Origin of the sequence: Streptomyces sp. WZ.A104, assembly GCF_002382885.1 — a bacterium.
In the GTDB taxonomy this organism is placed as follows: domain Bacteria; phylum Actinomycetota; class Actinomycetes; order Streptomycetales; family Streptomycetaceae; genus Streptomyces.
The window spans coordinates 56466-75296 of record NZ_NWVL01000031.1; the positions used below are offsets into that span (position 1 = coordinate 56466).

An 18831-nucleotide genomic window follows, 5' to 3' on the forward strand; every position below is an offset into this window, starting at 1 on the left:
CTCATGCGTTCAGGGGTTCTCGTCCCGTACGGCGCAGGCGGCGAAGAAACCGTCCGGGGCGGCGACGTCAGTCAGGGTCCAGTCCGTCAGCGCCGCGGCCTCGCCGCCGGCACCTACGTAATCGAGGTGTGGGCCCCTGGCCAGACCGATCCCGAGCCCCTTGAGGTACGCCTCCTTGCGCGCCCAGCAGGCGGTGAAGGCCGACGGCCGCTCGCCGGCCGGCAGCGCGGCGAGTTCGGCACGCTCCCGCTTGTGCAGGCAGGGGACGAGATGGCTCAGAGCGTCCTGGGCAGGGGGCTTCTCGACGTCGACCCCGATCGGCGTCCCCGCGAACCCGAGCAGCGCCACGCCCTCGCCATGCGAGAGGGAGAAGTGCACAGGGGACCCGGCCACCGCGGGCCGACCGTGCGGCCCGCCGCACCTCGGGCAGTCCTCCCGTACGAAGCGCACCGCCGCGGGGTCCTGCGCCAGGTAGGCGCCGAGCAGCATCCGCAGTGCGATGTGCGCGGCGACGTATATTCGACGGTGCTCCTCGCGCCGGTACGCGGCCGCCCGCGCGCGCTCCCGGGCATCCAGCACCGCCTCGCAGCCGGGTCCCCAGGTCCTGTTGCTGCGGCTGTCGACGAGCCACAGGACCGGCCCCGCGTGCGGCCCCGGCCAGAGGTCCGGCGTGACACCGGCTTCGTACCGGAAGGGGAGTGCGGCGGTGGGCGCCCCGTTCACCGTGGCCGCCGTCACGCGGCCGGGCCGTCGGTGGGCTCGACCACGAAGCGCACCGACTCCACCAGGCGGCCCACGAGTTCCTCGGCCTCCCGCACGGTGTTCGCCCCGACGGCAAGCGCGCCGATCCGCTCCTCCGAGTGCCGGTACGGCGCTATGACGTCGCCCGGTGCCACCCGCAGCTCTGCCGCCACCACGGCGGGGTGGCTCGAGGCCTCCGCCCAGCCTTCGACGGCGATGAGCCGGCCGGCGGGCGGCGTGAAGAAGCGGGAGGCGCCCGCGCGGGTGCACACGAGATCCGCGGTGGCCCGCGGCCTGCCCAGCGCATCGTCGAAGACGGCGCCGAACATCTCAAGCCCTGGTACGGCGTACGCGAGCATGCGGTGGATGTAGCCGCCCGCCAGCCGGGCGTGCACCTCGCCCAGGACGATGCCCTCGGCGGTGAGCCAGAACTCGACGTGGAACAGCCCGAACCGGAGCTTGAGCGCCTTGAGCGCTTCGGTGACGGTCTCCGTCACCTCTTCCGTGACCCCATGCGGCAAGGCCGCGGGCAGGGAGTGGCCCACCTCCACGAAGTACGGCGGCGGCAGTTTGCGTTTGGCCGTGACGGCCAGCACGTGGGGCGAGCCGTCGAGGAACAGCCCCTCTACGCTGAACTCCTCGCCCTCGACGAACTCCTCGACGAGGAAAGGCTCCTTGTTGGGGAGCAGACTGAGCGCCCCGGACAGCTCCGCGGGGCTCGTCACCTTGCTCACGCCCAGGCTCCCGCCGCCGACCCGGGGCTTGACCACCCAGGGACCGCGGGTCCCCCGCAGTGCCTGCTCGGCCTCCTGCCGGTCCCGGCAGAGGCGGACGGCCGGCTGGCGGAACCCCGCGCGGGCCAGGAACTCCCGGCAGGCGTCCTTGTTCTGCACGATCTCCACCGACCGCGGGGGATTGCCCGCCACTCCGAGCTCCTCCGCCATCCGGGCGGCGGGACCCAGCGCGGGCTCACGGCCGGTGAACACCACACGGGGCCGGGGGTCCACGCGGGCGTGCTCCACGGCCCATGCGACCGCGGCGGCGGCGTCGGTGAACTCGACCGCGTGGACGTCGTCGGCGAGGTCGCCGGCCCGCCGGGTGTGCGGGATGTCGGCGGCGTGGCTCAGGAGCCTGGTGGCCAGGCCGCGAGACCGGGCCTGTTCGAGGGCCGTGGTGACCACGTCGATGCTCAGGGGAGCTTGTCCGGCTCCTCCGACGAAAAGAACTTCAGGAGCTGATTCCTGCTGCGTCATTTCATTTCCCGGGATTTTCGATTGGAATGTTGCGGATCGTTCGCAGCGGCGAGAACAAGAGGAAGAGGGGGCTCGCCCACATGCCGAGAACACAGACGGTCAGGGCTGTTCTGATGCCGAAGGCAGAGGCCACGGCGCCGCCGAAGAGAGCGCCGAAGGGAATCACGCCGAATGCGACCCACAGTACCGACGCATTCGTGCGGGCGAGCAGTTCCGGCGGGCAGACCTGCTGCCGGTACGAGGTTTCCGCCGTGTTGTAGAGAACCTGGCTTATCGAAATGACGGTGAGTCCGATGGCGAAGAGTGATATCCCCCAGCCGGGTCGCGCGAAGGGTATCGGTAGACACAGCGGGCCGGCCGCCAGGAGAGACACCCAGGCGATGCGCGCTGTGCCGATCCGGCGGGCGATACGGCCAGCGAATATTCCGGCCACCGCGCCGCCGGCCATGCCCAGACTGAAGACCACGCCGACCATCGAAGGGGAGGCTTCCAGGTCGTCCACCAGATAGACGACCTGGAGTCCCGTCATCGCCATGAAGAAGAAATTGATGGCGCTGCTGCAGGCCAGCAGGGGGCGGAGCACCGGATGCCGCACGACGAAGCCGAGGCCTTCGCGGACCGCGGCCGTGAAGGTGGGCCGAGGGGCCGCCCCGGTGGCCGTGGGATGCTGTTCCGGGGTCCGGATCAGCCCCAGCAGGCAGGCACTGACCAGGAAAGCAGCACCATTGGCCAGTACGGTCCGCAGCGCGCCGATCGCCCCCGCGAGTACACCGCCGGCGGCCGGGCCCACCAGTTTCGCGACCGATTGACCCATGCTCAGATGGCCGTTTCCCTCCACCAGTTGCGTGTCCTCGACGATGCCCGGCAGTTGGGTGCGGAACGCCACATTGAAGAACACCGTGAGAATTCCGGTGGCCGTCACCACCACATACACCTGGGTCAGTGTTGCCGCTCCGAACAGCGCGCCGATCGGAAGGGAGGCGATGAGCGCCATACGGGCGAGATCGCAGAAGATCATCAGCCTGCGCCTGGGGAGGCGGTCGACTACGACCCCGGCCGGCAGAGAGAAGACGAGGAAAGGAAGCCAGGTGAGTGCCGTGATCGCCGATACCTCGAAGGTGGAGGCCCCGAGCTGACTCGTCGCAAGCAGGGGAATGGCCACCCCGGAAATTCGGGCTCCAGTCTCGTTGACGGTCTGAGATCCCCACAGCAGGAGGAAATTCTGGTTCCGCCACACCGAAACGGTGTGCTGCTTCGGTGCGTTGTCGGTGGCGGTGCTCTTCATGTGCTATTCCCTCCCCACAGGTGCGTCGCATTGTGCCACACCGTCAAGTCGACGCAATGGCTCCTGAGTTGCCTGCCAATAGTGGTTTCGATCACGTGTACTTTCGTCCACTGAGCTCTTTCCGGCCTGACGTCTGCGTCGGGGTGTTGACGAGTGAGGGCTGTACGGAACGACGAAGCTATGCTTGTCCACCCGTCCTCGATCGATCTGTCTAACCGCACCCTGAGGCCCCTGAACAGGCAACCCGCCGCTCGGCGGCGAGAGTTCGGGACACGGTGGCGTCGGCTGTCGGTCGGCCGACAGGCTCTACTGGTCCTGGCCCACCTGCGGTCGGCGATACGTACGCCCAGCTCGCCGCGGGGTTCGGCATCGGAGTCGCGACCGTGTTCCGCGACATGCACGAGGCTGTCGAGGCGCTGGCCGCCCTCGCGCTGACCCTGGACGAGGCCATGAAGGTGGTCTGGGCGAAGGCATTCGTCATCCTGGACGGCACCCTGCTGACGGTCGACCGGATCGCAGCCGACACTCCGTACCGCTCCGGTGAGCACAAGCGGCACGGCATGAACGTGAAGGTCCTGACCGGCCCTTTCGGGCGACTGTTGTGGGCCGCGCCCCCGCTGTCCGGAGCCACCCACGATCCGACCGCCGCCCGAACCCACGGAATCATCGACGCCCCCGCTGCCGCCGGGCTGTAGTGCTGGGCGGACAAGGCGTATCAAGGCATCGGCCGCCTCGTGTGAGTGCCCTTCCGGGGCCGACGCCTCAAGAGGTGGAGGCGGCGCCACAACAGCACCCACGCCAAGATCCGCTGCCTCGGCGAGCAGGCCATGGCCACCCTGAAGGGCTGGTGCCTGCTACGGAAACTCCGCTTGCAGCACCAACCGGATCACTGGCATCGCGAAGGCCGTCCCGGTCCTTCACCACCGCCCCTCGGCGGGTTGCAACGGGAACCTCGCGGTAGGGTCGTTTGAAGATCGTTGGAGGGAAGGGGTTCGTGCGTGAGCACGTCTGTCGGGGCAGGGGCAGGTACTTCGGGGCTCGACACCGAGGAGATCCGGGCGGACTTCCCGATCCTCCGGCGGGTGCTGCGCAGCGGTGCGCCGTTGATCTACCTCGATTCGGCGGCCACGACCCAGAAGCCGCTCCAAGTCCTGGATGCCGAACGTGATTTCTACCTGAACCACAATGCCGCCGTGCACCGGGGCGCCCACCAGCTCGCCGAGGAGGCGACCGAAGCGTACGAGGACGCCAGGGCGGCCGTGGCCGGGTTCATCGGTGCCCGGCAGGAGGAGATCGTCTTCACGAAGAACGCCACTGAGGGCATCAATCTCGTGGCGTATGCCCTGGGCAACGGCGGCCAGGTCAAGGCCGGGGACACGATCGTGGTCACCGAGATGGAGCACCACGCCAATCTCGTGCCGTGGCAGGAGCTCGCACGGCGTACCGGCGCGAAGTTGAAGTGGTTCCCGCTCACCGACGACGGACGGCTCGACCTGGCGGCCGTCGATGACCTGATCACCGACCGCACTGCCGTCGTCGCCCTCACCCACCAGTCCAATGTGCTCGGTACCCTCAACCCGGTGGCCGAGATCGTGGAGCGGGCCCGGCAGGCGGGAGCGCTGGTGCTGGTGGACGCGGCACAGTCGGTACCGCACCGGCCGGTCGACGTCGCCGCCCTCGGCGCAGATTTCCTGGTCTTCTCCGGACACAAGATGCTTGCGCCCGGCGGGATCGGTGTCCTGTGGGGACGCTACGGGCTCCTTGAGGACCTGCCGCCCTTCCTGACCGGCGGTTCGATGATCGAGATCGTCACCATGGAGCACTCCACGTACCTTCCTCCGCCGCAGCGCTTCGAAGCCGGCGTGCCCATGACTGCGCAGGCGGTCGGACTGGGTGCGGCCGTCAGATACCTCCAGGCGCTCGGCATGAACCGGGTGCAGAGGCACGAGGAGGCCCTCACGGAGCAGGCCCTCGGACTGCTGTCCGAGATTCCGGGGGTCACGGTGATCGGCCCGGCCGGGCTGGAGGACCGCGGGTCCACCATTTCGTTCGCGGTGGACGGCATCCACCCGCACGACGTGGGACAGGTCCTCGACCACCAAGGCGTGGCCGTCCGCGTCGGCCACCACTGCGCCCGCCCTCTCATGCGGCGCTACGGGGTGCAGGCGACCACGCGGGCGAGCTTCTACGTGTACAACACGGCAGACGAGGTCGAGGCCCTGGCGCGCGGGATTCGCGCGGCCCAGAAGTATTTCGGCTGACGGGCCCGCCCCGGCGTCCCCCGGGGCGCCGGTCTCACACGCACCTGCCCCGCTGTTCGGCGGCGGCCTCGATACTGGCGAGCGGGCCGCTGGTCTCCGCAGCCGAGGTGTGCAGTCGGCTCAGCGCGACCGCGGCGCCGCGGAGGTCTGGCGTCGCCGAGCGCTGCCACCACTCGGAAGGCCATAGGCGCTTCGAAGGCGGAGCCATCCCGGTGCCGATGTTCCCGCGTGGAGGCCCGCCGTCGAGGCGCTCACCGCGTCGGCGGGCCGGCGGCGACGGGCCTTCCGCCCGGCCGAGCTGCCCGGCGGCGCCGCGGACCCCGCCCTCGCCCACCTGTACGGCCTGGAACGCGCGCTCGCCGCACTGGCGGCACGCCCGGCGGGCGCGGCGGCCGGGTGCCGATCGTGGGCGCCTGAACCCAACCGGGTTCCGTCGGGGGCCGGAGCCGGAGTCCGCTGCTCCTTCATTTCTCCGGGTCTTCCGGCCTTCTGACCTCTTCCGGCCGTTCCGTGACCGGCACGAGATTGCCCCGAAGCGGCCCGAGACTGGCCCGGAACCGGCCCGATCCGTCTGCCGCGTACGCCCGGTCCTCCCGGCGGCGCGTTGGTCTAGACCGCAAAGGGCTGCCTGCTACCGTCGGCCGGGAAGATCGCGGCGACGGTGAAGAGGGGTAGCGCCATGAGCGGCAACAGCGCCGGGCGGGCATTCATAGGGTCGTTCACCTCGGCGGGCGGCAGAGGAATCACCGCCGCCGCCGTGGACCGCGACACCGGCGCGCTGACCGTGCTCGGGTCCACGGACGCCGTGCCCGATCCCTCGTTCCTCGCGCTCGCCCCCGCGGGGGCCCCTGCGGCCCTGTACGCGGTCGGGGAGAGCGCCCCGGGCGTCGCCGCCGCCTTCGATATCAGCGGCGACGTACCGACCCTCCTGGGCCCCGTCCGGCCCGTCGAGGCCGACGCGCCCACCCACCTCGCCCTGGCGTCGGGCCACCTCATCACCGCCAACTACGGCTCCGGCAGCGTCACCGCCCTGCCGGTCCGCGCCGACGGGACGCTCGGTGCGGTCTCCTCGGTGCTCCGCCACGAGGGCAGCGGCCCGGACACCGCCCGCCAGGAGGCACCGCACGCCCATCAGGTCCTCGCCGACCCCTCCGGGCGCTGGGTGGTGGGCGTGGACCTCGGCACCGACTCGGTACGGGTCTGCGCCCTCGACCCCGCCACCGGCGCCTTGCGGCCGCACACGGAGACCGCGCTGCGCCCGGGCACCGGACCGCGCCACCTGGCCTTCCATCCCTCGGGCCGGCTCGCCTACGTCCTGGGCGAGCTGGAGGCGACCCTCGACGTCTGCCGCTGGGACGCGGCCAGGGGCCGGCTCGACGTACTCGGGGAGACGCCCGTGCTGCCCGAGCACGAGGACGGGCACGAGCGCGCAGGCGACGCGGTGCGCACCTACCCCTCCGAGGTGGTCGTCGCGCCCGACGGACGCTTCCTGTGGACCGCCAACCGGGGCCACGACAGCATCTCGGTGCTGACCCTCGACGAGACCGGCGAGAAGGCCTCCCTGGTGGCCACCGTGGGCTGCGGCGGCCGCTGGCCCCGCGATCTGACCCTCGACCCGAGCGGCCAGTGGCTGTACGCGGCCAATGAGCACTCCGGAAACGTCAGCTGGTTCGCCGTGGACGCCGAGACGGGCGTCCCGCAGCACGCGGGCTCCGTCGAGATCCCGGCGGCCTCCTGCGTCGTCCTGACCTGACCGGGGGTGTCCGGACCCGGACACGGAGAGCCGGACAGCACAGTGGGCCCGAACCGGTGGCAATCGCCCCGGTACGGGCCCACTGTGCTGTCCGGCTTCCCGGGCCGCCGCGAGGGCGACAGCCCCCGGTCAGTGAGCCTGAGCGCCCTGCGTCCCCTGCGGCGTCGCGGGCGTGATGCCCAGCGCCGTGGCGTACAGGGACAGCACGAGCTTGCCGATCGCCGGGTACGCGCCCAGCGGCTCGGCCGTCGCGCAGCCCGCCTCCTTCGCGGCGGCGTCCAGCAGACCGGGGTCGATCTCCGGGCCCACCAGATACGGCGCCAGCGCGAGCTGCGCCGAGCCGGAGGCCTGGAGCTGCTCCGCGATCGAGGCGACCGAGCCCTCCACATCCAGCGCGGCGGCCATCACCGGCACGGCGAGGCGGGCGGCCAGCAGCATGCCGGTGATCCCGGCCGCCTGTACGGCCTCCTCACCGCCCACCGTGGCCAGCACGATGCCGTCGGCAGCGGTCGCGACGGTGAACAGCCGGGCGCGGTCGGCGCGCGCGAGGCCCGCCTCCGACAGCCGCACGTGCAGCGCCTCGGCGAGCAGCGGGTGCGGGCCGAGCACGTCGGTCAGCTCGACCTGTGTACCGCTGTCCGCCACGGCCTGCCGTATCCGTTGGATCAGCGCGTTGTCGGGACCCGCGAGCAGCGGGACCACGACGGCGGACGGACCTGCGGGCTCGGGGACCTCGCGACCGGCGGCGGTGGCCTGCTCGTAGCGCGCGACGCGCTCGGCGGCGGTGTGGGTGAGAACGGTGGCGAGGGTCGGGTACTCGGCGTCGTCGCCGTCGAGGTAACCGATCCGGGCATTGAGCCCGGGCAGCTCGGAACGGGCGATGCTGATCACTTCTTCGGCCAGACTGCGCGTGGCCGGAGAAGGCGTACCGGGAACGGCGAGAACGAGCGCGGCAGCGCCCTCAGGTGCGACCACCGGCTCCGGGCGGCGGTGCCGTCCGGACTGGCGAGGTCGCGGCATTCGTACAGGCAGGCCGGAAGCGGGCCCAGTGGGGGTGCTCATGGCGCCGCATGCTACTGGTTTTGCCTGCCCCACGGTTCGGGGAGGGTCCGGTCGAGCGTTAACTATCCGCTTATGTCCGATGAGTGATGTACCGCCGAAGTGTCCCTGTCTGTCGCCTCGTTCTTCGGGCCTTCCGATGTCTCCGTGGGCACCCGGAGCATCGCCGGATGGCGCGGCAGCCGCAGATCGTCCGCGGCCAGGGCGCGCGCGATCCGGAGTGCGCCGGTGAGCGGGTCACCCGTCCCCGTATCCACCCGGGCCCGGGGGAGCAGCTGGGCCAACTCCTCGCGCAGCGGTGCGAGCAGGGGCTCGCCCATCCGGAACAGGCCTCCGGTCAGGGCCACTTCACTCCGGCCGCCGCTCCTGCTGCCACTAGTGGCGCCACCCCTGTCGTCCTCTCCGTCATCTTCCTCCCGGCCTGCGCCCCCGCCTCTCGGGCACACGGCCGCGGCCGCCTCGGCGATATGGCGGGCGGCCTCGCGCAGAATGCCCGCCGCAACCGGATCCGCTCCGGCGCACGCCGCCACCTCCGGGGCGAACGAGGCCAGTACGGCGGGCCGGTCGTAGCGGGGGTAGAGCAGCCCCGGCAGATCCTCGGCCGGACCGAACACGGACACCAGCCGGGCCAGCAGCGCGGGCGAACCGCCCCGCCGTCCGTCGTGCGCGCGCATCGCCGCGTCCAGCCCGGCCCGGCCGATCCACGCGCCGCCGCCGTTGTCACCCAGAAGATGGCCCCAGCCGTCCGCCCTGCGCCAGGACGCCAGGTCCGTACCGAGGGCGATCATGCCCGTGCCGCCCGCGACGACCACCCCGGGACGCTGTCCGACCGCGCCCGCGTACGCCGTCACCGCGTCGGCGGCCAGCGCCAGCCTGCGCACGCCCAGCGCATCCGCGAGCGCACCGGGAAGCTCCGCCCGCAACCGCCCGCCCAGCGTGGCCATCCCCGCGGCCCCGATCGCCACCGCGGCGATCTCTCCGGCGGCCGCAGTGCCGGGCGTCTCCGTGCCGGGAGCTGCCGTGCCGGGCGCCGCCGCCCGGGCCAGCAACTCCCGGGCCGCAGGCAGCAGCTGGTCCAGCAGATGTACGGCGTCGATACCGCCGGGACCCGTCCGTACGGGTTCGGCGCAGACCATCGTCGACACCGGCCCGGCCGGATCCACCCGACCGAGTGCCACGCGCAGTCCGGAACCCCCGGAGTCGACCCCGAGGACGTACGCGTCCGGGTGGGCCGGGGCGGTCGCCGCCGGGGGATGCGTCACGGAAGCCGCCAGTCCACCGGCTGCGCCCCCTGGCGCTCCAGCAGTTCATTGACGCGGCTGAACGGACGCGAGCCGAAGAAGCCCCGGTCCGCGGACATGGGGGAGGGGTGCGAGGACTCGATCGCGGGGAAGTCGCCCAACTGCGGGCGCAGGTTGCGGGCATCGCGTCCCCACAGCACCGACACCAGCGGTGTGCCCCGGGCCACCAGTGCCTTGATGGCCTGCTCGGTCACCTCCTCCCACCCCTTGCCCCGATGGGCGGCGGGTCGCCGGGGCGCGGTGGTCAGCGCCCGGTTCAGCAGGAGCACACCCTGCCGGGTCCACGGCGTGAGATCACCGTTGGACGGCCTCGGCAGACCGAGATCCGCGTTGAGCTCCCGGAAGATGTTCTCCAGACTGCCCGGCAGTGGCCGGACATCGGGGGCCACAGCGAAGCTCAGCCCGATCGCGTGTCCCGGGGTGGGGTACGGGTCCTGGCCGACGACCAGCACCCGCACCTCCTCGAACGGCTGCTGAAACGCCCGCAGCACATTCGGCCCCGAGGGCAGATAGGTACGTCCCGCCGCGATCTCCGCGCGGAGGAAGTCGCCCATAGCGGCGATGCGTTCGGCGACGGGTTCGAGGGCGTCGGCCCACCCCGGCTCGATGATCTCTTTCAACGGTCGTGCTGCCACGGCCCGCACTCTACTGGTGATACGACCACTCCGATCAACTGCCGTCAGTCGAGCACCACCGCCCGCACGCACAGGACGTCCGGCAGATGCGAGGCGAGCTGCTGCCAGGTGTCCCCGTCGTCCGCGCTCGCGTACAACTCCCCGTTGCGGTTGCCGAAGTAGACGCCGGCGGGATCGGAGTCGTCCGTGCACAGGGCGTCCCGCAGCACCGTGCCGTAGTGCGCGCCGTCCGGCAGGCCCGCGGTGAGCGGCTCCCAGGTGCGCCCCGCGTCGGTCGTCCTGAACACCCGGCAACGGTGCTCCGCCGGGACCCGGTCGGCGTCGGCGTTGATCGGGAAGACGTACGCCGTGTCGCCGCGGTGCGGGTGCGCGGCCGCGGCGAACCCGAAGTCGGAGGGCAGGCCCGCGCCGATGTCGCTCCAGTGACCGCCCCCGTCGTCGCTGCGGAAGACGCCCCAGTGGTTCTGCAGATAGAGCCGGTCCGGGTCGGCCGCGTCCCGGGTGACCTTGTGGACGCACTGGCCGAACTCCGGGTCCGGATCGGGGAGGAAGACCGCGGAGACGCCCTTGTTCGACGGGGCCCAGGTCGCTCCGCCGTCCTTCGTCCGGAACACCCCCGCCGTCGATACGGCGACGGTCACCGCCTTGGCGTCCCTCGGGTCGGTCAGGACGGTGTGCAGCCCCTCGCCCCCGCCGCCCGGCTCCCACCGCGACCGGGTCGGATGCTCCCAGAGCGGACGCACCAGCTCGAAGGACTCGCCCCGGTCCTCGGAACGGAACAGCGCGGCCGGTTCGGTGCCCGCGTAGACCACGTCCGGAGCCTCCGGGCCCGCCGGGTGCAGCTGCCAGACGCGCTCCAGGGACGCCCCGGTGGACTTCGGGAACTTCACCGCGGGCTGCTGCGGCTCGACCCAGGACTCGCCCAGGTCGTCGGAGTGGAAGACGGACGGCCCCCAGTGCGCGCTGTCCCCGCCCACCAGAAGTCTCGGGCTGTCCCCGCGGGTGTCGATGCCGACCGAGTAGATCGCCTGCGCGTTGAAGTGCGGGCCCGTGAGCTCCCAGGTCCCGCCGCGTCTGCGGCCGATGAAGAGGCCCTTGCGGGTGCCTGCGGTGAGGAGTACGTCGGTCATGGTCCAGACCTCCCGATACGCCGTTGTGCCGGAACAGTGCCAGTCTGCACCCGGCCACTGACAGTGGCCCGCTCACACGCTGGACGGCCCGGTCACGCCCGCACCCGAGCCGCTCGGCCCGCACCTGCACCTGCGCCGTCTGTGCCGCTTGGGACCGGGCCGCCCGCGGCCCGCTCGCGTAGCCCGCCGCCGGGGCTGGCATGCTGGGCAAGGGCCCCGACCGAAGCCGTACCGAGCCGTACCGGGTCGGACAGGAGTCGTACTGGGGCCGGACAGGGGCCGGGACGGGTAGCGGACACCGAGGAGACGACCATGGGCAGTGGGATCACGGACGCCGAGGGCCGCGAGGTGCGGGCCACGGTCATCCCCGTGCCGCCCGGCGGGTATCCCCGCGTCGCCGTCCGGCTCTCGTACCGGGCAGGCGGAGCCGTCGAGCCCTCGGCCCCGGCAGGAGAGCTCGCCTGGTCCTGCACCCCCGAGGCGGCCCGCGAGCTGGCCGCGTCACTCGTACGGGCGGCCGAGGAGGCCGAGAACGCGCCCGGCGAGCAGCCCGTCACCGTCGAGGCGGGCGCACTGCGCCGGGGCGACGTGCGCGACGGCGACCGCGCCATGACCGTCGAGAACGTACGGACCGACGGCTCCACAGTCCACGTCACCTGGAGGTCCGGGGCCGGACGCACCTGGACCCAGGCGTACGGCGCCGATGTCGCCATCACCCTCAAGCGACGCCTTCCCGAGGGCCGTTGACGCGGGTCGCGGGTGGCGGAAGCGCCTGCCGGGCGTCCCCGCGTCGGTAGGCTGGTCCGTGATGTTCACCAAACATGGCCCCACCGTGCGCGAACTGGCCGTTCAGGCGCTCTCCTCGACAGAGCGCGGATACGATCTCCTCGCCCCGAAGTTCGACGAGACGCCCTACCGCACCCCGGACCGCGTGCTCGACGCCGTCACCCGGGCGCTGCGTCCGCTGGGCCCCTTCGACACCGGACTCGACGTCTGCTGCGGCACCGGCGCGGGCGTCGGAGTGCTGCGTCGGGTGTGCCGGGAACGCGTGACCGGGGTGGACTTCAGCGCGGGCATGCTCGCCGAGGCCCGCGCCGCGTTCCCGGACCGCGCGGCGTACCCGGCCGGGGGCGAAGGCCCGGCGGTTGCCGGGGGCGGCGGGCCTTCGGTGCACTGGGTGCGGGCCGACGCCCGCGCCCTGCCCTTCGCGCCCGCCTTCGATGTCGCCCTGAGCTTCGGCGCGTTCGGGCACTTCCTGCCCGAGGAGCGCTTCGGGCTCTTCGCCGAGGTGTACGGATCGCTCCGCCCGGGCGGCCAGTTCGTCTTCCCGCTCGGCGCACCGCCCCCGGTGGGCTCGCGCGCCTACTGGTCGCTGTTCGGGTTCGACGCGGCGATGCGGCTGCGCAACGCCCTGTGGCGCCCGAAGTTCATCATGTACTACCGCACGTTCCGGCTCGGCGATGTGCTGGAGGACCTGACGCAGGCCGGCTTCGTCGTGCGGCTGCTGCCGTTGACCGAGCTGGGCCTGCGTCCAGACGGCAGCCCCCGGGCACGCCTGGTGGTGGCGACCCGGGAGTGAGACCGGCAAGGCTCACCGCTCACCGGTCCCTGTCCCGTTCCGTGCCGCTGCCAGCAGCCCGGGCCAGTCGGGAATCTTCACCGGCCCGCGCCCCAGCGACCGGCCGAGCTCCGCCTCCGCGCGCTCGATCGACAGCCAGCCGTCCCACTCCACCGGCCGCAGCCCCCACCCCCTCAGCACCGCCAACGGGTCCGCCGCCGCCGTACGCGACTCCAGCAGGGGCGCGTCCTCCAGCAGCGAGGCCACGGTCTCCTTGGCGCACGAGCGGTTCGAGCCGATCACGCCGGTCGGCCCCCGCTTGATCCACCCGGCGACGTACTCACCCGGCGACGGCACCCCGTCCCGAACCACCCGCCCCGCCCGGTGCGGCACCGTCCCGCGCACCGGGTCGAAGGGCAGCCCCGGCAGCTCCACTCCGCGATAGCCGACGGCCCGCAGGACGAGCTGCGCCTCGATGTCCTCGTACGCCCCGGTGTCCCGTACACCCCCCGCGCCGTCCGGAGCCGTACGGGCGAAGCGCACCCCGGCCACCCGCCCGCCGCGCTCCAGCAGCTCGACCGGCCGCAGGAAGAACCGCAGCCGGATGCGGCGTACGGCATCGGGGGTTCCGGGCCCCTCCGTCACCGGCCCTCCGCCCGCCGACCAGCCGCGCAGCACTTCCAGGTTGCGCCGGACCACGGCGGGCAGCGGCGGCGATGCAGGGAGGGCGCCCGGAGCGGCGTACGCCGGATCGAGCGCCAGCTCCGCCGGGTCGACGACGATCCGGGCGCCGGGCAGAGCGCCCAGCTCCCGCAGCTCCTTGGTGGTGAACCGGGCCTGGGAGGGGCCCCGCCGGCCCACGATGTGCACCTCGCGCACCCGGCTGTCCGCGAGAGTGCGCAGCGCGGCGTGGGGCACGTCGGTGGAGCGCAGTTCGTCCGCGCCGCGCGCCAGGATCCGGGCCACGTCGACCGCCACGTTGCCCACGCCGATCACCACGGCCGAGCGGGCGTCCAGGGCGAAGGGGTCGGCGGCGATGTCGGGGTGCGCGCTGTACCAGGAGACGAAGCGGGTGGCCGAGAAACTCCCCGGCAGATCCTCGCCCGGCACCGCCAGCGGGCGGTCGGCCGCCGCCCCGACGCAGTAGACGACCGCGTGGTACAGCCGGGCGAGCCGCGCGGGGGAGACGCCGTCCGCCCCACCGACGCCGACGTTGCCGACGAACGAGACCCGCTCGTCCTCCAGCACCGCCCGGAGGCTGTTCTGCAGCGACTTGATCTTCTCGTGGTCGGGAGCGACCCCGTACCGCACGAGGCCGTACGGGGTGGGCAGCCGGTCCAGGACGTGCACCCGGACATCGGGCACGAGCGACTGCTGAAGCAGGGCCTGGGCGGTGTAGACCCCGCTGGGGCCGGAACCCACGACGGCGACTGAGAGCACGGCGCACCTCTTCCCGGAGGGTGCTTCCAGCATCGCACCGACGGCCGGAACACGGGATACCCGCGCATCACGTCATCAGCGCGCGCATCCGGTTGATCTCCACGGTCTGCTGGGCGACGACGTCGTTCGCCATCTGCTCGACGATGACGTCGTTGCCCTCGGAGAGTGCTTCCGTGGCCATGGTGATCGCCCCCTGGTGATGGGTGATCATCAGTTCGAGGAAGAGCTTGTCGAAGGCCTTGCCATCGGCGGCACGCAGCTTCTTCAGCTGAGCCTCGGTCGCCATGCCGGGCATCCCCGCGTGGTCGTGGTGCTGCTTCCGCTCGTCCCCGCCGTTTCTTTTCAGCCATCCTTCCATCGCCCCGATCTCGGGTTTCTGGCCTGCGGATATACGTTCCGCGAGCCGCTTGACCGAAGTGGACGAGGCCCGGTCCGGGGTGAGTTCGGTCATCACGAGGGCTTGCCTGTGGTGTTCGATCATCATCTGCGCATAGCGGAAGTCCGCCGAGTTGGCGGTGTCCTGGCCGGTCTCCGCGGCGGCCTCCTCGGCGGTGAGCGTCCGTGCGGGTTCGCCCGGTCTGCCCGGCGCCACCACACCCGGACCTGCGTCCTTGCCCGCAGCCGGCCTCCCGTCACCGCTGTCCGCGTCGCAGGCTCCCAGGGTGAGTACGGCGGCAACCGCCGCTGCCGCGAGAGCGGTTGAGCGCAGGGTTGCGGACCGGTGGTGGATCAACACGGCGACCTCCTGTGGCACGTTGGCTGTTGCGGACCGTCCTGACACGCTTCCACGCAGCAGAGATCGGAAACTTCCGGCGCGTCCATGCTGCCATCTGTTGATGTGTACATGAGAGGGGCGATACTGCCCGGGTCCGTGAACCGTTCGACCCGAACGGATACAAGGGAGGACGCAGTGACCTCGTTGCACACCACCCGCGTGCGGCGCAGACGCCTGGGCGCGGTCGCAGCCGCAGCCGGACTCCTCGCCACGCTGCTGACGGCCACCACAGCGGCCGCGACACCCGACCCGGGCGATGCCCCGGCCGAACGCGGTTCCGTCACCACCAGCGAGCAGGCCGAGGCCAGGGCCGCGATAGCCGCCGGTGACATACCCGGCGTGGACGAGATCGTCCACAGCTCGAACATCAAGCACCTGACGAACGTGCCGAAGGGCGACCTGAAGGGCACCAACACGGACCTCGCGTTCCAGGGGAAGTACGCCTACGTCGGCAACTACGACGGTTTCGTCATCTACGACATCAGCAAGCCGAAGAAGCCGAAGACCGTCGCCCAGGTGCTCTGCCCCGGCGCACAGAACGACATCTCGGTCTCCGGGAACCTGCTGTTCCTGTCGACCGACTCCTCGCGCAGCGACAACTCGTGCTCCAGCACCTCCCAGCCGGCCACGGAGAAGTCCTCCTGGGAGGGCATGAAGATCTTCGACATCAGCAACAAGCGGCGTCCGGAGTACATCGCCGCCGTCGAGACCGCCTGCGGCTCGCACACGCACACGCTGGTGCCGGACGGCAGGAAGAACGTGTACGTGTACGTCTCCTCGTACTCGCCCAACGAGGCGTTCCCGGACTGCCAGCCGCCGCACGACGGGATCTCCATCATCAAGGTGCCGCTCAAGGCGCCGCAGAAGGCCCGGATCGTGAACTTCCCGGTGCTCTTCCCGGACGGCGGCAACCCGGGGGCGCCCGAGAACCCGGGTGTCTCCAAGACGACCGGCTGCCACGACATCACGGTGCTGCCCTCCAAGGACCTGGCCGCCGGCGCCTGCATGGGTGACGGTCTGCTGTTCTCCATCAAGGACCCGGAGCGCCCGAAGATCATCGACCGCGTCCAGGACAACGTGAACTTCGCGTTCTGGCACTCGGCGACCTTCAACCAGGGCGCGAACAAGGTGGTCTTCACCGACGAGCTCGGCGGCGGCGGCGCGGCCACCTGCAACGAGGAGATCGGCCCCGACCGCGGCGCCGACGGCATCTACGACATCGTGGGCAAGGGCGACAAGCGCAAGCTGGTCTTCCGCAGCTACTTCAAGATCGACCGTCACCAGGCCGACGTCGAGGTCTGCGTCGCCCACAACGGCTCGATCATCCCGGTGAAGGGCCGCGACCTGATGGTCCAGGCCTGGTACCAGGGCGGCATCTCCGTATGGGACTTCACCAACTCGGCCAAGCCCAAGGAGATCGCCTTCTTCGAGCGCGGCCCGGTCACCCTCGACCGGGTCACCACGGCCGGCCCCTGGTCGGCGTACTACTACAACGGTCACATCTACTCCAGCGACATCGCCAAGGGCTTCGACGTGCTGAAGCTGAAGGACCGGCGCACCGACCCGGCGAAGCGGGTCAGGCTCGACGAGCTCAACGCGCAGACGCAGCCGGACTACTTCGCCCGCTGACCCGTCGGCGGGCTCCGCGGATCACCCGTCGCACACTCCGGGGCCGGTGTCCTCCGTGCGGTTCTCCGCCCGTGAGGCATCGGCCCCGCCGTGTGAGCGGCGGAAATTCATTGACCGGTGAGCCGGGCCGGGACATGCTGGATGCGCCCGGATCCGGCGACGCGGGGGATCGCCGGATCGGGCGCTTTTCGCGCGCATGGTCATAGGGGCCCGGAAGCCGTCAGGCGGCGGTCCGGTCGGTGTCGCCGGTGGCTGCGGCCCACTCCACCAGCAGCCGCTGGTATTCCCTCTCGTCCTGCGGGGTCAGTCGGCCGCCCGAGCGCTGCCAGAGGTCGCGGATCTCCGCATTGACCTCGGCAGTGGAACGCGCGGAAACGGACGACGACATCGGGGACATGCCCCCAGGCTACGGCCAGAGACCGCCCCTAGTACCCCCTCCGCGGCGGGATATGCCTCACACCCCGGACCGGCTGCCGTCCGCGCTGCCGCCCCGGGGCGGTACGAGTCCCAGCGACCGCAGGCCGTCCGGCCGCCCGGCCACCGGCAGGTGGTCCACGAACCGGACCTCGCAGCCCACGGCCGCCGCGCCCCCGTCGGCCCCGCGGTCGTCACCGACCATTACCACGTCCGCCGGATCCCGGGCGATCAGCGAGCAGGCAGTCCGGAACAGACCGGCGGCGGGCTTCTGCATCCCGTGCTCGTAGGACAGGACATAGGCGTCGACCAGGGCGTCGAGCCCATGGGCGCGAAAGACGGGGCGCAGGTCCCAGCCGATGTTGCTGACCACCCCGGTGGCGATGCCTGCCCGGCGCAGCCCCTCCAGCACCTCCGCAGCGTCCGGGTAGGGGCGCCAGGCGTCCGGCAGCATATGGCGGTCGTAGAGCGCCTCGTACAGCCCCGGATCGGGCAGGGCGACCTGCCGGGCCAGACCCGTGTACGCCTCGCGGTGCAGGGCGGCGCCGAGGTCCCGGCGGGCCATCACCCCGGCCAGCCGCTCCGGCACCCGGACCGGCGGCGGACCGCCCGGCAGGGCACCGGCGGCCGAGAGCTGACGCACATACCGCTCGAAATCCTCCGGCGCCACCTCGATACCGCGCTCGCGCAGCACGGTCGCGAGCCAGTCCCGGACCGGCTCGATACGGAACAGGGTTCCGGAGAAGTCGAACAGCACACCCCTGACCACCATGGTGGGATTCTTCCCGGTACGTTCCCACGCCGGCAAGACCGCCTGCCATCGGGCCCGCCGCGGTGTTCGAGGGCTCTCAGGGCCGGGGAGTCCGGGCCGCGCCCACCGGGTCCCGGCGCGCCGGGACCCGTGCGTACCCGGCGGCGCACAGCGCCACCGCGGCCACCCCCAGCAACGCGCCGCCCACGACATCGCTCAGCCAGTGCACCCCCAGATACACCCGGGTCACCGCCACGCCGACCGCCGAGACCACCGCCACGGCCAGCGCCGCACCCCACACCCCGGGGCCCGTGCCGTACAGCCGCAGCAGCCAGACCAGCAGCCCGCAGCTGACCGCCGCCGTCATGGCGTGGCCGGAGGGGAACGCGGAGTACTCGGCCGTGTCCACCGGGTCGGGCCACTGCGGGCGCTCGCGCCCCACGACGGTCTTCAGCCCCTGCTGGAGGAGGGAGGCGAGCAGGCTCGTCGCGGCCACCCGGAGGGCGAGCGGCCGCGCACCCCGCCACCACAGGGCGACCACGGCCACCGCGATCAGGAGGCGCATCGTCCAGGGGTCCCACACCCAGTCCGTCAGCACCCGGCTGACCCGGACCAGCCCGGGATCGGCCACCGCGTCCCGGTGCAGGGCCTCGGCGACCATGCGGTCCAGGGACAGCAGCGGGGGCCACCGCGCGGCCACCAGGGCGAGCAGCGCCAGGGCGGCCGCGGCGGCGACGGACGCGGTCCACAGCGCGGCGGTCCGGGGGCGGGGCAGGGGCTGCGGCGGGGTGACTCGGAGGGAGCGCATGGGGGCGATCCTCGCGGAGGACGCGGCCCTAAGCCCAA

17 protein-coding genes and 1 pseudogene are annotated in these 18831 nt (G+C 71.9%); 6 read left to right on the forward strand and 12 right to left on the reverse strand.

Going from position 1 to position 18831, the window contains the following annotated elements; genetic code table 11:
* Window positions 1-9 precede the first annotated feature (9 nt).
* Genes CIB93_RS18345 through CIB93_RS18355 form a run of 3 tightly spaced genes read right to left on the reverse strand, consistent with a single transcriptional unit; the run spans window position 10 to window position 3279 of the window.
* A complete protein-coding gene (locus CIB93_RS18345) occupies window positions 10-738 on the reverse strand; it encodes a 4'-phosphopantetheinyl transferase superfamily protein (RefSeq protein ID WP_257002251.1) in 729 nt (242 codons plus the stop codon).
* Complete coding sequence (locus CIB93_RS18350) at window positions 735-1994, reverse strand: ATP-grasp domain-containing protein (RefSeq protein ID WP_096628073.1); 1260 nt, start codon at window positions 1992-1994, stop codon at window positions 735-737. The genes CIB93_RS18345 and CIB93_RS18350 overlap by 4 nt, the downstream gene beginning before the upstream one ends.
* A 1-nt stretch (window position 1995) precedes the next feature.
* Entirely contained in the window at window positions 1996-3279 is a 1284-nt protein-coding gene (locus tag CIB93_RS18355) for an MFS transporter (RefSeq protein ID WP_096628075.1), read from the reverse strand.
* Between the two features lie 180 nt (window positions 3280-3459).
* On the opposite strand from CIB93_RS18355, the pseudogene CIB93_RS18360 reads away from it, so the two are divergent.
* The 3 genes and pseudogenes from CIB93_RS18360 (at window position 3460) to CIB93_RS18370 (ending at window position 7293) form a co-directional block, all read left to right on the forward strand.
* Window positions 3460-4281 (forward strand): annotated as a pseudogene (locus CIB93_RS18360) (transposase family protein).
* Entirely contained in the window at window positions 4278-5540 is a 1263-nt protein-coding gene (locus tag CIB93_RS18365) for a cysteine desulfurase (protein ID WP_096628076.1), read from the forward strand. Before CIB93_RS18360 ends, CIB93_RS18365 begins: the two are co-directional and overlap by 4 nt.
* A 679-nt stretch (window positions 5541-6219) precedes the next feature.
* Window positions 6220-7293 (forward strand): lactonase family protein, encoded by a 1074-nt coding sequence (locus CIB93_RS18370; protein WP_096628078.1) that lies wholly within the window; start codon window positions 6220-6222, stop codon window positions 7291-7293.
* Window positions 7294-7422: 129 nt separating this feature from the next.
* Here the strand turns inward: CIB93_RS18370 and CIB93_RS18375 are convergent, their stop codons facing one another.
* The 4 genes from CIB93_RS18375 to CIB93_RS18390 all read right to left on the reverse strand — a co-directional run bounded on the left by CIB93_RS18375 (window position 7423) and on the right by CIB93_RS18390 (window position 11418).
* On the reverse strand, window positions 7423-8355 hold the full coding sequence (locus CIB93_RS18375) for a sirohydrochlorin chelatase (RefSeq protein WP_096628079.1): 933 nt from the start codon (window positions 8353-8355) through the stop codon (window positions 7423-7425).
* A 62-nt stretch (window positions 8356-8417) separates the two neighbouring features.
* Window positions 8418-9614, reverse strand: coding sequence for a BadF/BadG/BcrA/BcrD ATPase family protein (locus CIB93_RS18380; RefSeq protein ID WP_096628081.1), 1197 nt, complete (start codon window positions 9612-9614; stop codon window positions 8418-8420).
* On the reverse strand, window positions 9611-10288 hold the full coding sequence (locus CIB93_RS18385) for a uracil-DNA glycosylase (protein ID WP_096628118.1): 678 nt from the start codon (window positions 10286-10288) through the stop codon (window positions 9611-9613). The genes CIB93_RS18380 and CIB93_RS18385 overlap by 4 nt, the downstream gene beginning before the upstream one ends.
* 44 nt (window positions 10289-10332) lie before the next feature.
* Complete coding sequence (locus CIB93_RS18390; RefSeq protein ID WP_096628082.1) at window positions 10333-11418, reverse strand: sialidase family protein; 1086 nt, start codon at window positions 11416-11418, stop codon at window positions 10333-10335.
* 312 nt (window positions 11419-11730) lie between these two features.
* On the opposite strand from CIB93_RS18390, the gene CIB93_RS18395 reads away from it, so the two are divergent.
* Window positions 11731-12165, forward strand: a complete 435-nt coding sequence (locus CIB93_RS18395) for a hypothetical protein (protein WP_096628084.1) — start codon at window positions 11731-11733, stop codon at window positions 12163-12165.
* Between the two features lie 61 nt (window positions 12166-12226).
* The gene (locus CIB93_RS18400) at window positions 12227-12997 is read left to right on the forward strand and encodes a class I SAM-dependent methyltransferase (RefSeq protein ID WP_096628085.1); all 771 of its coding nucleotides are present in this window, start codon (window positions 12227-12229) and stop codon (window positions 12995-12997) included.
* 12 nt (window positions 12998-13009) lie between these two features.
* Here the strand turns inward: CIB93_RS18400 and CIB93_RS18405 are convergent, their stop codons facing one another.
* Together CIB93_RS18405 and CIB93_RS18410 are read right to left on the reverse strand one after the other, a co-directional pair.
* Window positions 13010-14416 carry an FAD-dependent oxidoreductase gene (locus CIB93_RS18405; RefSeq protein WP_096628087.1) on the reverse strand — a complete coding sequence of 469 codons (1407 nt, stop codon included), beginning with the start codon at window positions 14414-14416 and terminating at the stop codon, window positions 13010-13012.
* A 67-nt stretch (window positions 14417-14483) separates the two neighbouring features.
* The gene (locus CIB93_RS18410; protein WP_096628088.1) at window positions 14484-15170 is read right to left on the reverse strand and encodes a DUF305 domain-containing protein; all 687 of its coding nucleotides are present in this window, start codon (window positions 15168-15170) and stop codon (window positions 14484-14486) included.
* Between the two features lie 156 nt (window positions 15171-15326).
* Between CIB93_RS18410 and CIB93_RS18415 the strand changes: the two genes are divergently transcribed.
* Complete coding sequence (locus CIB93_RS18415) at window positions 15327-16820, forward strand: LVIVD repeat-containing protein (protein ID WP_096628090.1); 1494 nt, start codon at window positions 15327-15329, stop codon at window positions 16818-16820.
* A 220-nt stretch (window positions 16821-17040) separates the two neighbouring features.
* Here CIB93_RS18415 and CIB93_RS37975 read toward each other — a convergent pair whose 3' ends face one another.
* The 3 genes from CIB93_RS37975 to CIB93_RS18425 form a co-directional block, all read right to left on the reverse strand.
* The gene (locus tag CIB93_RS37975) at window positions 17041-17217 is read right to left on the reverse strand and encodes a hypothetical protein (RefSeq protein WP_179500159.1); all 177 of its coding nucleotides are present in this window, start codon (window positions 17215-17217) and stop codon (window positions 17041-17043) included.
* Window positions 17218-17274: 57 nt separating this feature from the next.
* Window positions 17275-18006 (reverse strand): HAD family hydrolase, encoded by a 732-nt coding sequence (locus CIB93_RS18420; RefSeq protein ID WP_096628091.1) that lies wholly within the window; start codon window positions 18004-18006, stop codon window positions 17275-17277.
* A 76-nt stretch (window positions 18007-18082) separates the two neighbouring features.
* Window positions 18083-18793 carry a phosphatase PAP2 family protein gene (locus CIB93_RS18425; RefSeq protein WP_096628093.1) on the reverse strand — a complete coding sequence of 237 codons (711 nt, stop codon included), beginning with the start codon at window positions 18791-18793 and terminating at the stop codon, window positions 18083-18085.
* Window positions 18794-18831: the final 38 nt, after the last annotated feature.

What these genes read in the sequence shown, in the direction of transcription:
- CIB93_RS18350 (WP_096628073.1), bottom strand. Translation starts at nt 1,994, where the DNA reads ATGACGCAGCAGGAATCAGCTCCTGAAGTTCTTTTCGTCGGAGGAGCC.
- CIB93_RS18355 (WP_096628075.1), bottom strand. Translation starts at nt 3,279, where the DNA reads ATGAAGAGCACCGCCACCGACAACGCACCGAAGCAGCACACCGTTTCG.
- CIB93_RS18370 (WP_096628078.1), top strand. Translation starts at nt 6,220, where the DNA reads ATGAGCGGCAACAGCGCCGGGCGGGCATTCATAGGGTCGTTCACCTCG.
- CIB93_RS18375 (WP_096628079.1), bottom strand. Translation starts at nt 8,355, where the DNA reads ATGAGCACCCCCACTGGGCCCGCTTCCGGCCTGCCTGTACGAATGCCG.
- CIB93_RS18390 (WP_096628082.1), bottom strand. Translation starts at nt 11,418, where the DNA reads ATGACCGACGTACTCCTCACCGCAGGCACCCGCAAGGGCCTCTTCATC.
- CIB93_RS18395 (WP_096628084.1), top strand. Translation starts at nt 11,731, where the DNA reads ATGGGCAGTGGGATCACGGACGCCGAGGGCCGCGAGGTGCGGGCCACG.
- CIB93_RS18400 (WP_096628085.1), top strand. Translation starts at nt 12,227, where the DNA reads ATGTTCACCAAACATGGCCCCACCGTGCGCGAACTGGCCGTTCAGGCG.
- CIB93_RS37975 (WP_179500159.1), bottom strand. Translation starts at nt 17,217, where the DNA reads ATGTCCCCGATGTCGTCGTCCGTTTCCGCGCGTTCCACTGCCGAGGTC.
- CIB93_RS18420 (WP_096628091.1), bottom strand. Translation starts at nt 18,006, where the DNA reads ATGGTGGTCAGGGGTGTGCTGTTCGACTTCTCCGGAACCCTGTTCCGT.
- CIB93_RS18425 (WP_096628093.1), bottom strand. Translation starts at nt 18,793, where the DNA reads ATGCGCTCCCTCCGAGTCACCCCGCCGCAGCCCCTGCCCCGCCCCCGG.